This window comes from Microbacterium testaceum StLB037, assembly GCF_008763945.1.
In the GTDB taxonomy this organism is placed as follows: domain Bacteria; phylum Actinomycetota; class Actinomycetes; order Actinomycetales; family Microbacteriaceae; genus Microbacterium; species Microbacterium testaceum_G.
On record NZ_VTQH01000002.1, the window covers coordinates 215,141 to 228,466 of the forward strand.

Annotated in this window: 13 protein-coding genes and 4 tRNA genes; 4 read left to right on the forward strand and 13 right to left on the reverse strand. The window is 70.4% G+C overall.

Going from position 1 to position 13,326, the window contains the following annotated elements:
- The first annotated feature begins 54 nt into the window (after positions 1-54).
- Both F9B98_RS09660 and pdxY read left to right on the forward strand, forming a co-directional pair.
- Positions 55-1,395 carry an aminotransferase class I/II-fold pyridoxal phosphate-dependent enzyme gene (locus tag F9B98_RS09660; protein WP_150956571.1) on the forward strand — a complete coding sequence of 447 codons (1,341 nt, stop codon included), beginning with the start codon at positions 55-57 and terminating at the stop codon, positions 1,393-1,395.
- Entirely contained in the window at positions 1,392-2,243 is an 852-nt protein-coding gene (pdxY, locus tag F9B98_RS09665; protein WP_150956574.1) for a pyridoxal kinase PdxY, read from the forward strand. The genes F9B98_RS09660 and pdxY overlap by 4 nt, the downstream gene beginning before the upstream one ends.
- A gap of 24 nt (positions 2,244-2,267) precedes the next feature.
- On the opposite strand, the gene F9B98_RS09670 is transcribed toward pdxY, so the two are convergent.
- From F9B98_RS09670 to thrS, 3 genes are all read right to left on the reverse strand, one after another.
- A complete protein-coding gene (locus F9B98_RS09670; protein ID WP_150956577.1) occupies positions 2,268-2,861 on the reverse strand; it encodes a hypothetical protein in 594 nt (197 codons plus the stop codon).
- A gap of 56 nt (positions 2,862-2,917) precedes the next feature.
- Positions 2,918-3,430, reverse strand: coding sequence for an HIT family protein (locus F9B98_RS09675; protein WP_150957774.1), 513 nt, complete (start codon positions 3,428-3,430; stop codon positions 2,918-2,920).
- 107 nt (positions 3,431-3,537) lie between these two features.
- Positions 3,538-5,523, reverse strand: coding sequence for a threonine--tRNA ligase (thrS, locus tag F9B98_RS09680; RefSeq protein WP_150956580.1), 1,986 nt, complete (start codon positions 5,521-5,523; stop codon positions 3,538-3,540).
- 81 nt (positions 5,524-5,604) lie between these two features.
- On the opposite strand from thrS, the gene F9B98_RS09685 reads away from it, so the two are divergent.
- On the forward strand, positions 5,605-6,756 hold the full coding sequence (locus tag F9B98_RS09685; protein WP_150956583.1) for an SLC13 family permease: 1,152 nt from the start codon (positions 5,605-5,607) through the stop codon (positions 6,754-6,756).
- 4 nt (positions 6,757-6,760) lie between these two features.
- Here F9B98_RS09685 and F9B98_RS09690 read toward each other — a convergent pair whose 3' ends face one another.
- The 6 genes from F9B98_RS09690 to F9B98_RS09715 all read right to left on the reverse strand — a co-directional run bounded on the left by F9B98_RS09690 (position 6,761) and on the right by F9B98_RS09715 (position 10,280).
- Positions 6,761-7,186, reverse strand: a complete 426-nt coding sequence (locus F9B98_RS09690) for a TIGR03618 family F420-dependent PPOX class oxidoreductase (protein ID WP_225310299.1) — start codon at positions 7,184-7,186, stop codon at positions 6,761-6,763.
- A 7-nt stretch (positions 7,187-7,193) separates the two neighbouring features.
- The gene (locus F9B98_RS09695) at positions 7,194-7,601 is read right to left on the reverse strand and encodes an ATP-dependent DNA ligase (RefSeq protein WP_318527707.1); all 408 of its coding nucleotides are present in this window, start codon (positions 7,599-7,601) and stop codon (positions 7,194-7,196) included.
- A gap of 166 nt (positions 7,602-7,767) precedes the next feature.
- Positions 7,768-9,564, reverse strand: a complete 1,797-nt coding sequence (locus tag F9B98_RS09700) for a PPOX class F420-dependent oxidoreductase (RefSeq protein ID WP_150956586.1) — start codon at positions 9,562-9,564, stop codon at positions 7,768-7,770.
- Between the two features lie 404 nt (positions 9,565-9,968).
- Positions 9,969-10,043, reverse strand: a tRNA-Val gene (locus F9B98_RS09705).
- A gap of 27 nt (positions 10,044-10,070) precedes the next feature.
- Positions 10,071-10,141: transfer RNA gene (locus F9B98_RS09710), tRNA-Cys, on the reverse strand.
- A 66-nt stretch (positions 10,142-10,207) separates the two neighbouring features.
- Positions 10,208-10,280, reverse strand: a tRNA-Gly gene (locus F9B98_RS09715).
- Between the two features lie 152 nt (positions 10,281-10,432).
- On the opposite strand from F9B98_RS09715, the gene F9B98_RS09720 reads away from it, so the two are divergent.
- Positions 10,433-10,505, forward strand: a tRNA-Val gene (locus F9B98_RS09720).
- A gap of 175 nt (positions 10,506-10,680) precedes the next feature.
- Here the strand turns inward: F9B98_RS09720 and F9B98_RS09725 are convergent.
- The 4 genes from F9B98_RS09725 to F9B98_RS09740 form a co-directional block, all read right to left on the reverse strand.
- Positions 10,681-11,931, reverse strand: a complete 1,251-nt coding sequence (locus F9B98_RS09725) for a hypothetical protein (protein ID WP_150956589.1) — start codon at positions 11,929-11,931, stop codon at positions 10,681-10,683.
- Complete coding sequence (locus F9B98_RS09730; protein WP_150956592.1) at positions 11,931-12,251, reverse strand: type VII secretion target; 321 nt, start codon at positions 12,249-12,251, stop codon at positions 11,931-11,933. Before F9B98_RS09730 ends, F9B98_RS09725 begins: the two co-directional genes overlap by 1 nt.
- Entirely contained in the window at positions 12,241-12,621 is a 381-nt protein-coding gene (locus F9B98_RS09735; RefSeq protein WP_150956595.1) for a YbaB/EbfC family nucleoid-associated protein, read from the reverse strand. Before F9B98_RS09735 ends, F9B98_RS09730 begins: the two co-directional genes overlap by 11 nt.
- A gap of 128 nt (positions 12,622-12,749) precedes the next feature.
- Positions 12,750-13,274, reverse strand: a complete 525-nt coding sequence (locus F9B98_RS09740; protein ID WP_150956598.1) for a type II toxin-antitoxin system PemK/MazF family toxin — start codon at positions 13,272-13,274, stop codon at positions 12,750-12,752.
- Positions 13,275-13,326: the final 52 nt, after the last annotated feature.

Consider the following 13,326-nt stretch of genomic DNA (forward strand, 5'->3'; position numbering starts at 1 on the left):
GCCAAACCGTAGCATGGCGCAGGACATAGGCTGGACGACGACCCAGGGGGGCCTATGACCATCGACATGACCGGCCGTTCGGCATCCGGTATCGCCGCCGATCTGCGAGAGCGTATCGAGCGCGGAGAACTCGCTCCGGGCACGCTGCTGCCCTCGGTGCGGGCCGTGGCCGCCGACCTCGGCGTCAACCGCAACACGGTGGTCGCCGCCTACCGTCAGCTCGCTCAGGCCGGGCTCGTCGAGGCCCGCGGCCGCAGCGGCACGCGCGTGGCCGATCGCACCGCGGTCGCCCAGGAGGGATACGCCCCCGGCACGGTGCTGCGCGACGTCGGCACGGGCAACCCCGACCCCGCCCTGATCCCCGACCCCACCGCCGCGCTCGCGCGCTCGACCCGACCCGTGCTCTACGGCGAGCCGGTCATCGACCCGGGCCTCGAGGCCTGGGCCCGCGGATGGATGGCCGACCAGCTCCCCCACGACGACCTGCTCATCACCGTCACGAGCGGTGCGAGCGACGCGATCGAGCGTCTGCTCGCCCAGGCCCTGCAGCGCGACGACGCCGTGGCGCTGGAGGACCCGTGCTTCCTGTCGGCCCTGCACACGGTCCGTACCGGCGGATATCGGGCGGTGCCGGTGGCGGTGGATGCCGAGGGCATGACCGTCGAGGGACTGCGCGCGGCCCTGGACGCCGGCGTTCGCGCCGTGATCTGCACGCCCCGCGCGCACAACCCCACGGGGGCGAGCCTGAGCGCCGATCGCGCCGCGGCCCTGCGCGAGGTGCTGGCCGGGCACCCCTACGTCCTCGTGATCGAGGACGACCATTTCTCCCTGCTGTCGCGTGCTCCCCTGCACTCCGTCATCGGTCCGGCGCAGCGGCGCTGGGCGCGCATCCGCTCGATGTCGAAGTTCCTCGGACCCGACACGTGCCTCGCCGTCACGGCATCCGATCCCGATACCGCCGACGGCCTCGCCGTGCGCCTCACGCCCGGCACGACATGGGTGAGCCACATCCTGCAGCGCATGACCCTCGCCCTCGTCACCGACGACGCCGTGCGCGCCGGCATCGAGGCGGCCGCCGAGCATTACGCCGCGCGCAACGCGGCGTTCGCGGCGGCGCTCACCGGACGCGGGCTCCCCGTGACCCCCGGCGACGGGTTGAACCTCTGGGTGCCCCTTCCGGTGCCCGCGGCCCGTGTGCGGGAGGAGCTCATGCGTCGCGGCTGGCTGGTGCGTGAGGGCGACCCCTTCTTCCTCTCCCCCGACCCCGCGGGGGCGTTCCTCCGCCTCACCGTGCACGATCTCGACGAGGCCTCGGCCGCCGCCCTCGCCGACGACCTCGCCGCCGCGGCGGGCGCGCTCCGCCCGGGTGGCCGAGGTGGGAGGATCGAGGCATGAAGGTTCTCTCGATCCAGTCCGCCGTCGCGTTCGGGCACGTCGGCAACTCCGCCGCCGTCTTCCCCCTCCAGCGCATCGGCGTCGAGGTTCTACCCGTCTACACGGTCAACTTCTCGAACCACACCGGCTACGGCGCGTGGCGCGGACCGCTGATCTCGCCCTCCGACGTCGCCGATGTGCTCGCGGGAATCGAAGATCGCGGCGTCTTCCCCGAGATCGACGTCGTTCTCTCCGGCTATCAGGGCGGCGAGGGTATCGCCGACGTCATCATCGACGCCGTCGCGCGGGTCAAGAAGGCGAATCCGGATGCCGTCTACGCCTGCGACCCCGTGATGGGCAACGCCAAGTCGGGCTGCTTCGTGGCGCCCGCGATCCCCGACCTTCTGCGCGAGCGCGTCGTGCCGGTGGCCGACATCCTCACCCCGAACCAGTTCGAGCTCGGCTTCCTCACCGGCACTGAGCCCGACACTATCGACTCGACCCTCGCGTCGGCCGACCTCGTGCGCGAGCGCGGCCCGCGCACGATCCTCGTCACGAGCGTCGAACGCCCCGACCGTGAGCCCGACACCATCGAGATGATGGTCATCGACGACTCCGGCGCCTGGATCGTGCAGACGCCGCTCATCCCGATGAAGGCGAACGGCTCGGGCGATGTCACCGCAGCTCTCTTCACCGCACACTATCGCCGCAGCGGCGACGCGGCCGATGCGCTGGCCCGCACGGCATCCAGTGTGTTCGACCTGCTCTCGAACACGTTCGAGTCGGGCTCGCGCGAACTGCGCCTCGTGGAGTCGCAAGAGGCCTACGCCCACCCGCGCCTGCAGTTCGCCGTCCGTCAGGTGCGCTGACCCGCCTCGACGGGGTGTGGCGGTTCAGCCCCCGTAGACCTCTCGGTACGCCGCGACCCAGGCGTCTCCGTCTTCGGGGCACATGAAGGTCGCGCCGAAGACCATGACGCTCGCGATCGGCTTCTCGGCCTGCATGCGAGCGGCTCCCTGCAGATCGCTCGGTACGAGCTGGGCGAACAGCGGCGAGGTGGCGACGTGCGTGTTCAGGGTCGTGGCGTCGACCTGGTGGCGGTTGAGGATCGCCGTCTCGCACGCGTCCCCGGCGAGGGCGAGGGCGAGGTTCTCGTCGGCAGAGGTCCAGGTCGACCCCTGCTGCTCGACGTAGGCCCGCTGTTCCGCGATGAACTCCTTCTGCGCGGGCGTCACGGCGACCAGGGGCGAGCCGTCCATCGGCAGCTGCTGCTCGCGGAAGTACTCCTCGCGCTCCGCGAACACGTCGCCGACGTCGTCGGGCTCGACCGTGGTCGACTCCTCGGGCGCGGGACTCTGCGCGGCGTCGGAAGCCGAGGCCGCGGCGTCGGGCGGGAGAGGACTCGGGAGCGGGATGCAGGCTGTGGTCGCGAGCAGCACGGCGGTGAGGATCGCGGAGAGAAGCAGGGGGCGAGTCCGAGCGTTCATGCCGTCACGTTAGCGAGAGCGCGCTCCCCGTGGGCGGGGGTTGTGGATAACCCCGTTCACGCACCCCAGGCCTCGGAGACCGTGCGTCGCACGTCTCCGAGCAGCTGCGGCAGGGCCTTCGTCTTCGCGATGATCGGGAAGAAATTGGCATCCGACGCCCACCGGGGAACGATGTGCTGGTGCAGGTGCGCGTCGACGCCGGCCCCCGCGATCGCTCCCTGGTTCATGCCGAGGTTGAAGCCGTCGCAGTTCGACACCGCGCGCAGCACCCGCATTCCGCGCTGGGTGAGGGCGCCGATCTCGGCGACCTCCTCATCGGTGGCCTGGTCGTAGGTCGCGATGTGGCGATACGGGCACACCAGCAGGTGTCCGGAGTTGTACGGGAACAGGTTGAGCAGCACGTAGGCGGTCTTGCCGCGCGCGACGATCAGGCCGTCCTCGTCCGATTTCTCGGGGGCGGCGCAGAACGGACAGTTCTGCTCCATCGGCTCGCGCCCGGCGGAGATGTAGGCCATCCGGTGAGGCGTCCAGAGGCGCTGGAACTCGTCGGGCACGCCCGGCAGGGTCATGGCGTCGACGAGTTCGGCGTCGGTCGTCGGTGATCCGGACCCGCCGACGGCGGGCGTCGGACCGGTCATCGGCGACGAGCCCGCCGCAGCGGCATCCGGATCGCTCGTCACGCGAGGTCCTCGGCGGTGTTGACGAGGGTGCGGGCGGTGATCGCGCCGGTGATGCGCGCGACCGCCTCGTCGACCGGGATGCCGTTGAGCTGCGTGCCGTCGCGGAAGCGGAATGAGACCGTCCCGTTCGAGCGGTCCTGCTCTCCAGCGATCAGCATGAGCGGCACCTTCTGCGTGGTGTGCGTGCGGATCTTCTTCTGCATGCGGTCGTCGCTGTGGTCGGCCTCGGCCCGGACGCCCTTCGACTTCAAGTCGGCGACGATGCCCTGGAGGTAGTCGCCGTACTCGGCGGCGACGGGAACGGCCACGACCTGCACGGGGGCGAGCCACACCGGGAAGGCGCCGGCGTAGTGCTCGAGCAGGATCGCGAAGAAGCGCTCGACCGAGCCGAACAGGGCGCGGTGGATCATCACCGGGCGATGCTTCTCGCCGTCGGGGCCGGTGTACTCGAGCTCAAAGCGCTCGGGCTGGTTGAAGTCGAGCTGGATGGTCGACATCTGCCAGGTGCGCCCGATCGCATCGCGCGCCTGCACCGAGATCTTGGGGCCGTAGAACGCCGCCCCGCCCGGGTCGGGCACGAGCTCCAGGCCCGAAGCCTCGGCGACCTCGCGCAGCGTCTCGGTCGCCTCGGTCCAGAGGGTGTCGTCGCCGATGAACTTCGGGTTGCCCTCCTCCTTCGTCGACAGCTCGAGGTAGAAGTCGTTGAGGCCGTAGTCCCGCAGGGTCTGCAGCACGAAGTCGAGGCTGTGGGTCAGCTCGCCCTTCACCTGGTCGGCGGTGACGTAGATGTGCGTGTCGTCCTGGGTCATGCCGCGCACGCGCGTCAGGCCCGCGAGGGTTCCGCTCTTCTCGTAGCGGTAGACCGACCCGAACTCGCTGAGGCGCAGGGGCAGCTCGCGATAGCTGCGACCGCGCGAGCGGAAGATCAGGTTGTGGAACGGGCAGTTCATGGGCTTCAGGTAGTACTCCTGGCCCTCGCGCGAGACGTGCCCGTCGGCGTCCACGACCTCGTCGAGCACCATCGGGGGGTACATGCCGTCGGCGTACCACTGCAGGTGACCGCTCGTCATGAACAGGTCGCCCTTGGTGATGTGCGGGGTGTTCACGACCTCGTAGCCGCTCGCGAGCAGCCGCTCGCGCATGTAGCGCTCGATCTCGTAGCGGATGATGCCGCCCTTGGGGTGGAACACCGAGAGCCCGGGCCCGATCTCGTCGGGGAACGAGAACAGGTCGAGCTCCTTGCCGAGCTTGCGGTGGTCGCGCTTGGCGGCCTCCTCGAGACGGTGCTGGTAGGCGCGCAACTCGTCCTTCGTGGGCCACGCGGTGCCGTAGATGCGCTGCAGCTGCGGGTTCTTCTCGCTGCCGCGCCAGTAGGCGCCCGCGATGCGGGTGAGGTCCCAGCCGTTGCCGAGCAGGCGCGTGCCGGGCACGTGGGGTCCGCGGCAGAGGTCTTTCCACGCGGTCTCGCCGTCGCGGGTGACGTTGTCGTAGATCGTCAGCTCGCCGGCGCCGACCTCGACGGAGGCGCCCTCTGCCGCCTCGGCCGATCCGCCCTTGAGGCCGATCAGCTCGAGCTTGAACGGCTCGCCGGCGAGCTCGGCGCGGGCCTCCTCGTCGGTGACGACGCGGCGCACGAACCGCTGGTTCTCGCGGACGATGCGCTCCATCTCCTTCTTGATGACCTTGAGGTCGTCGGGGGTGAAGGGATCGTCGACCTGGAAGTCGTAGTAGAACCCGTCGGTGACCGGCGGACCGATACCGAGGTTGGCCTGGGGCTTGACACGCTGCACGGCCTGCGCGAGCACGTGCGCGGTCGAGTGGCGCAGGATCGACAGGCCGTCGGCGCTGTCGATGGTGACCGGCTCCACCTGGTCGGCGGCCGTCACGGTCGTGGCCAGGTCTTTCAACTCCCCGTTCACGCGCAGAGCGACGACCGAACGGTCGGGGAAGAGGGCGAAGCCATCGGCGGGGAAATCAGTCACAGAACATCTCCTGAAGGGTCCTTTCCAGGCTACCGGGCGGTCGTGGTCTCGGCGGCACGCGGCGTGCCTCATAGTGGAGCGGTGACTTTGGCCATCATCGGCGGCGTGCTCTGGGTCCTCGGGATCATCGCGCTGCTCACCGGCGTCTTCCCCGCCGACGCCGCTCTCGCCGTCGCCGACCGCGTCTGGCCCATCCTGCTGTTCGTCGTGGCGGTGACGATCGTCGCCGAACTGGCGTCGAAGGCGGGGCTGTTCGACGTCGTGGCCGCGCGCCTGGCGAGGCTCGCGCGCGGGCGCACGGCGTTGCTGTGGGTGCTCGTGGTGGCCCTGGCCACCGTGGCGACGGCGTTTCTCTCGCTCGACACCACCGCGGTCCTGTTGACGCCGGTGGTCGTGGCGATGGCCGTCGCCCGCAAACTGAACCCCCTTCCCTTCGCGTTCGTCACCGTCGTGCTCGCCAACACCGCGTCGCTGGTGCTGCCGGTGTCGAATCTCACCAACCTGCTGGCATCCGAGGCTCTGGGCGGCGGGCACGACCCGATCGCCTTCCTCGCGCTGCTGGGCCCCTCGGCGCTCATAGCGATCGCGGTGTCGGTCATCGTGCTGACGGTGGTGTTCCTGCGGCGCCTTCCGAAGACGTATCCGGATGCCGCCGCCCCCGAGGTCTCGGATCGGCTCCTGCTGCGCGTCTCGGCGATCGTGACCGTCGCGCTCCTGCCGCTGCTGGTCGTCGGACTCGAACCCTGGATGCCGGCCACCGGCGCCGCGGTCGTGCTCATCGCCGCGTTCGCCTGGCGCGCGCCCAGGGCTCTCGGCATCCGTCTGGTGCCGTGGTCGCTCCTGGTGTTCGCGGGCGGCCTCTTCCTCGCCGTCGGTGCCCTCGAGGCGCTCGGCATCGGTCGGATCACCGCCGTCCTCGCCGGTTCGGGCGACGATCTCGTCTCGCTCTGGCAGGTGGCGGGCGTCGGCGCTCTCGCGGCGAACGGCATCAACAACCTGCCCGCCTACCTCGCCCTCGAGTCGGTGGCGGGCTCGCCCGCGCGCCTCGCGGCGCTGCTGATCGGCGTGAACGCCGGCCCCATCGTCACGCCGTGGGCGTCGCTGGCGACCCTTCTGTGGCACGACCGGCTCGTGGCCGCGGGTGTCGAGGTGCGCTGGAGCCGTTTCGTCCTGCTGGGAGCGGTGATCGCCCCGCTGATCCTGTTCCTGGGTGTCCTGCCGCTGGTGTGGTGAGCGCTCAGTCCTCGTAGGAGCGCGACCACGCCTTGCGCGGCTCGATGAACCAGACGGCGAGCCCCTCGCGCAGGCCGTAGTCCTCGCCGGTGTACAGCCGCGCGATGCGGTCGACGTAGGGTAGGGCGGCGTCTCCGTCGATCCGCTCGACGGCCACCCCGCGCACGAAGGCCATCGAGTAGGCGTTGTCGGCGGCGGTGACCGAGATGGCCACGCGCGGGTCGCGCGTGAGGTTGCGGTCCTTGAGGGTGTCGACCTCGGTGAAGAGCATGAGCCGCTCGCCGTCGACCCCGACCCACAGCGGGATGGAGTGCGGGGAGCCGTCGCGCATCAGCGTCGCGAGGTGGGCGACGGCGTCGGTCTCGAAGTACGGCTTGGCGGTGGTCCAGTCGCTCATGACCGGTGCAACCGCCGGGGTGTCGGCATCCATTCCCCGCTCAGCTGTGGACGGAGTGCGGAGCCTGGTCGTTCGGAACCTCGCTGAACACCATCTCCTCGCGCCGCGCGCCGTCGCGCGGGGTGAACTCGTCGGGTTCGGTCACTACGTACAGCCCGCGGCCGGAGTTGGCGTTGTAGGTCAGCGCGTGCAGCCACGGGGTGCTGAGCTGCGGCGTGCGGCTGCCGTGGAACTTGAACACCAGCGAGACGTACGGGTGGATGTAGACGGTGGTTCGACCGCCGCCCGTGCTCATGTCGTCTTTCCACGTGAACGGGAAGCTCTCGCCGCGGCGGACCTTCGCCATGATCACGGCTTGCAGATGCGCGAGCAGCCGATCCTCGAAATCGACCTTGATGTTGCCGTCGTAGATGAACTTGCCCATGTCGACCCCCGTCACCGCCGCCACGGACCCGGCGCCTCTCGGCGAGAAGTGGAACACGGAGGTCGGGGGGCGGCAACCGTTCTCTCTTCGTGCACCGTCTCCCGAAACACCCGGGAACGCAAACCCCCTTGCGCGATGTTGCGGTTCGAGGATAACGAGGCGCGCGCAGCGGACGGAGGGATGCCGCGGATCAGGCGCCGCGCGAGATGCGCAGGATCACGCGGTCACCGGGCTTGCGCTGGACCCGTCGCACCAAGGCCTCGAAGCCGAGGATCGCGCGGTACTGGAGGCCGTATTTGCGCTTGAGGGCGGCATCCGCGCGGGTGTCGTCGGTCGCGGGTCCGGCGATGCGGGCCTGGGCCTCGACCCGGATGGCATCCGGCTCCACCTTCCCCATCCGGCTGCAGGGCTGCAGGGTCACGCGAGGGTCGTTGCGAAGGCGCTTGACCTTGCCCGTGGCACGCTCGCTCGTGACGACCAGCTCATCGCCGTCGCGCGCGATCCACACCGGAACGGCGACGCGCGCACCGTTGCGGCGGTATGTGCCGAGCGAGACGAACGGCGACGCGGCGATCTCACGCCACTGCGTGTCGGGAACGGTCATGCTGTCACCGTAGCGCGCCGGCGGATCGGCCATGACCGGTTGTGCCGAGGGCCCGCCTCGCTGTCCGTAGAGGTCGAGAACCCCCGGGACGGATGCCATCTCACCGAGGCGCCCGTGCGCGAAGCCGCCCCACAGGGCGCGGATGCGTCGGCCCACCTCGGCGAGATCGTCGGGGCGCGCTCCGGCGTACGGGGCGAGATGCGTGCCGATCGTCTCGGTGCCGAACACGAAGGGCACCTCGATCGCGTGGGACGCGCGGTACATCTCGTTCGCCCGCCACCGGAAGACGTAGCGCAGCACGGTCCCTCCGGCGCGGCGGTAGGCGCGAGCGAGGCGACGGGCGGGCCGGCCGTACACGAAGGCGTTCATGGCGGTGTCGAGAGCCGTCGAGGCGAGCGCGTGCAGGCGCGGCACGGCGCGGAGGCGCTCCAGCGCGGGGACCCGCGGCAGGAACAGACGCGTCTCCTCCGCGGTCACGCCGATGAGCAGAGGGATGCCGGCGGCCCGCTCGAACCACCGGTCGGCGATCTCGTCCTCGGGCGGGAGCGGGTCGAAGCCCGGCTGCGGTGCGAACGGCATCAGCGAGAAACGCCCGAAGCCGCGAGCGGCTCCGAGGGCCTTCGCCTGCACGGTCATCAGGTCGCCCTCCGGGGTGTCCCGGGTGAGGCGCGCGGAGGCGGTGCTCATCGTCGCCGCGAGCTTCGTGCGCGCGCCCATGGTCGCCAGCGGCGCGCTCTGCACGATCGCGCGAGAGAAGAGTCCGCGGGCGCGGTCGATCGCCATGAGGTGCAGGACGGCATCGGCACCCGCGGACTGACCGAAGGCTGTCACACGGCCGGGATCTCCCCCGAACGCCGAGATGTTCCGCTGCACCCACTCGAAGGCGGCGAGCTGGTCGAGCAGGCCGAGATTGGCGGGGCGATCCGCTCCGTCGCCGAGGTACCCCAACACGCCGAGGCGGTAGGTCACGGTGACGACGACGACGTTCTGCTCGGTCACGAGCACCGCCGGGTCGTACACGGGGAGGTCGCCGGCGCCGCTCGTATAGCCCCCGCCGTGCACCCACACCATCACCGGCAGAAGCTCCGCGTCGTCGGCTCGGTCGGACGGGAGCGTGATCGACAGGTGCTGGCAGTGTTCGTCGATCGGGAGCCCGCCGGTCTGATCGCCCAGGGCGTCGATGAGTTCGGTGGGGGCCTGCGGCGAGGCGGGCGCGGGGTCCACCGCATCGAGGACGTCGCCCTCGGGTCGGTCCGCCACGGGCTGCGGCTTCTCGAAGCGCTCCGCACGGGCATAGGGGATGCCGGTGGCCCGCACCACCGAGCCGTCGCGACGACCGCGGATGAGTCCAGACGGGGTGGAGAAGAGGGGGGCTTCGCTCATCGCGTGGTCTCGCTTCCTGATCCGCCCGGTGCGGAACCGGGCATCTGCGCGGGGACGGCAGACGTGCCGGTCACGATACTGAGAGCCGTCGATGCGTCCACTGTGCGCGGTCGCCCCAAGCTCAAAGCGAGCGCAAGATCAGCGCAAGGAGACCGCAAGAGTCTCCCGATCGTGTCCCCCATACGGTGGACACGTCATAGTGTCGTCTCGTTCCCGCCGCCAGGCACTCCGCAGCCCCCCTTTCTGGCGGCGGGAACGATCACCCCGCCCCCTCGTCGCCGTCGCGGCCCGCGCGGGGTTCGACACCCGGTCCTTCTTCGGCGCACATCGTGCAGACGACGCAGTCCGGGAAGGATGAAGGACCACAAACGACGAAACCCCCGGCGAACCGGGGGCTTCTCAGGTGGTGCGCGATACTGGGATCGAACCAGTGACCTCTTCCGTGTCAGGGAAGCGCGCTACCGCTGCGCCAATCGCGCCTGTACAGGCTGTTCTCTTGTGAGTTGAGGTGGCGACGGGATTCGAACCCGTGTAAACGGCTTTGCAGGCCGGTGCCTAGCCGCTCGGCCACGCCACCGTGATGTGGTTCGACCCACGTGTCGTGATTCTCCGCCGGTTTCCCAGACGGAGATCCCTCCACTCGAGCGGATGACGAGACTCGAACTCGCGACCCCAACCTTGGCAAGGTTGTGCGCTACCAACTGCGCTACATCCGCATTTCGTTCCCGGGGCTTGCCCCGAGCACTCGTAAGACATTACCCGATCTCAGCGCGGGCGCAAAACGGGGCGCGGCCCGCGCGTGTCTTCGCGGACTGGTTCGAAGCACCTCTCGGCATCCGGTACGATCGATGAGTCCCGTTCGGGATGAGGGCGATTGGCGCAGTTGGTAGCGCGCTTCCTTCACACGGAAGAGGTCGTCGGTTCGAGTCCGGCATCGCCCACAGTCAGACCCCCGGTTCTCCGGGGGTTTTCTGCTTTCCGAATGCCGCGGGGTGCTCGGCGCGCTTTCGCGCGGCTCGTGCTCCTGCGATCCGTCCGGAGCGTGCCACGCCACGACGAATCGCCCCGGCACCCGGCCGTCGTGAGCCGGACGCCGGGGCGTCGTCGAACCGCGGGTCAGTCGTCTTCGATGACCACGCGCAGATCGCGGCGGCGCTGACCGAGCTTCTGACGGCTCCCCGCTCCTGCTCCCTGTGAGGTGCCGGCCCCGGCCATCGGCGGGCGCAGGCCACCGGGACCCGTGCCGGAAGCGGACGACACCGAGGTCGCAGCCAGGGCGGCTCCCCCGGCGGTCCCGCCGATGAGCGCTCCGGTACTTCCGCTGTGGACGCCGGAGACGGACTTCGCATCGAGCGCGGACACTCCCCCGAGTGCACCGCCCGCACTGCCGGCCCCGCCGGAGGCCTGACCCATCACGGCGCCATCCGGCGTCGGGGCGCCGGAGAGCGCCCCCGAGCCGCTGAGGGAGAAATCCCCCGAGGCGTGCTCGCCCGAGACGGCGAAGGGGCGGTAGGCGACCCCGTCGGCGCGCTGACCCTTGACGGTGAGGTCGTGTGCGGCGATGTTTCCGTAGCGGGTGGCATCCGATGCATCGACGACGGCCCCGGAGTCGATCCGGATGGTCTGGGCGCTCTTCTGCAGGGCCGCGGCGGTCGTGGTCGACGTCCGGTCGAAGACGCCGCGCAACTGCTGCACGAGACCGGTCAGGGCCTTCACCGAGCCGAGGACGGCGCGCAGGGGCCGGACGACCTTGTTGACCATCTCGTTGACCTTCATCACGACGCGCGCGATGGCGTAGCCCATGCCGAGACCGAACGAGGCCGCGACCACCGCCATCGCCTCGATCGCGGTCGCGATGACCTTCGAGATCGCCGACTTCACGACGCCCTGCATCTTCGCCACCAGGGTCGAGGCGGAAGTCAGGCCGCTCGCGGCGGCCTCGGCCCACTCCCCCGAGGCTCCGAGGTGAGCCGCGGCGTCGGTGGCGAAGCGTACGTACGCGGCGATGCTGCCGCCGCTCATCCCGTCGAGATCGCTCAGGCGGCGGGTGAGGTCGGCACCGGCCTGACGCATCGACGATCCGGCGGAGACCCACTGCGACGCCACGGACGCGACGTTCGAGGCGCTGCCGGCGAGCTGCTCGAGCCAGGTGCTCAGGGGCTTGAGATGCTCCATGACCCAGCCGAGACCACACGAGGTCAGAGTGCCGATGGGATCGCTCAGCGCGGCAGCCGCATCTCCCAGGGTGTCGAGAAAGGCCATACCTCCCTCGAGCCAGTGGCCGCTCTTCAGAGCCTCGGCCAAAGCGCGGCCCGATTCGATCACGCGGGTGCCCGAGAAGGTGGTGCCGGGGGCGACGGTGGTCATCACGCCCCCATCGCCGACTCGAGCGACCGGATCGTCGCGATGGTGTCGCTCTCGAACTGCTCCCACTGGTCGGCGGTCTGACGCAGCTCTCCGGCGGTGCGCAGGAGGAGGGATTGGTCCTCGCCCAGCAGCCCCGTGGCGGCCGCCGACAGAGCGAGCCCGGGGGGCACCAGGAAGGCGCACAGCAGACCGAACGCCTCGGGGAGCAGATCGCCGCCGCGGAGGACGGAGAGGGCCGATCCGACATCGCCCACGAGGGAGTCGACGAAAGCGGCGTGCTGGCGGAGTCGATCGAAGTCGACGGCGATGTCATCGGCCATGAAGAGTCCTCTCGGGCGAGGCGGGTTCGGCATCGCGCAACTGCGCGACGATGGGGTCGTCGGCGCCGAGCAGGTCGGCCACAGCCGTGAGCGTGCTCTCGCGGGCATCGGCCTCGGCCTGGCGGATGGTCGCGAGGATCTCGGCGCTCAGGCGCTGCGCCCCTCGGGCGAGGGCGGCTTCGCTCAGCCGCAGGTCGACGACGCGGCCCGCGGAATCCACCTGCGCGACGACGTCTCGGCCGCGCGAGCGGCCCGTTCCGCGGATGCTTGCCACGGTCGCCTCGAAGGCCGGCATCTGCGCGGCGCGCACCTCGGCACGCCGAACGTCGGCTTCGACCTGTGCGAACGACTCATCGGGATCCAACGGCACGGCAGAAATGTACCGAGAGCCTGCCCGAGAACGAACGCCCGGCCGTGACGAATTCCGCCAGATGAGAGAACTCTCACGTTGCTCTCACGAAGGGCTCCGCGCCGGCCCGGGCGGGAGGAGCGGTGGCGTCAGCGGCGCGACCACCCGTATCGCGCCGCGAGGGCGGAGGCGACGGCGTCGAAGCGCGTGCGGTCCAGGGCGGCCGCCTCGCGCCGCATGCCCGCGTCATGTACCAGATAGAGCTGCTCGATGTCGACCCACGAGGGGCGGCGCTGGGGGTCCCACTCCCCCGTTCCCAGGGACAGGTACTGTCGGTCGCCGTCGTGCGGCTTGCTCGTCAGTCGTACGGCGTACGAGCGGGTGGCATCCGCTCGACCGATGACGAGGACGGGTCGGTCCTTGCCGCGCCCGTCGCGCTCTTCGTACGGAACCCACGTCCACACGATCTCGCCGCCGTCGGGGGCGTTGTCGCGTTCGGGTGCGTACGACAGCGTCAGGCGCTTCGGCGGGGCGATCTCCACCGTCTCGGTCGCTGGGGGCGCACTCGGCCGCGACGCGGGACGCGCGGGGGCGGAGCGGCGCGCGGGCGGGGCCGTCGGTGTGGAACGGAACATGCCCAGGACGGTGGACAGCAGACGAGACGCGGTACCCATACCCACACCCTAGGCACGCGGAACGGGGCGCCGCCGACGAATCGGCGACGCC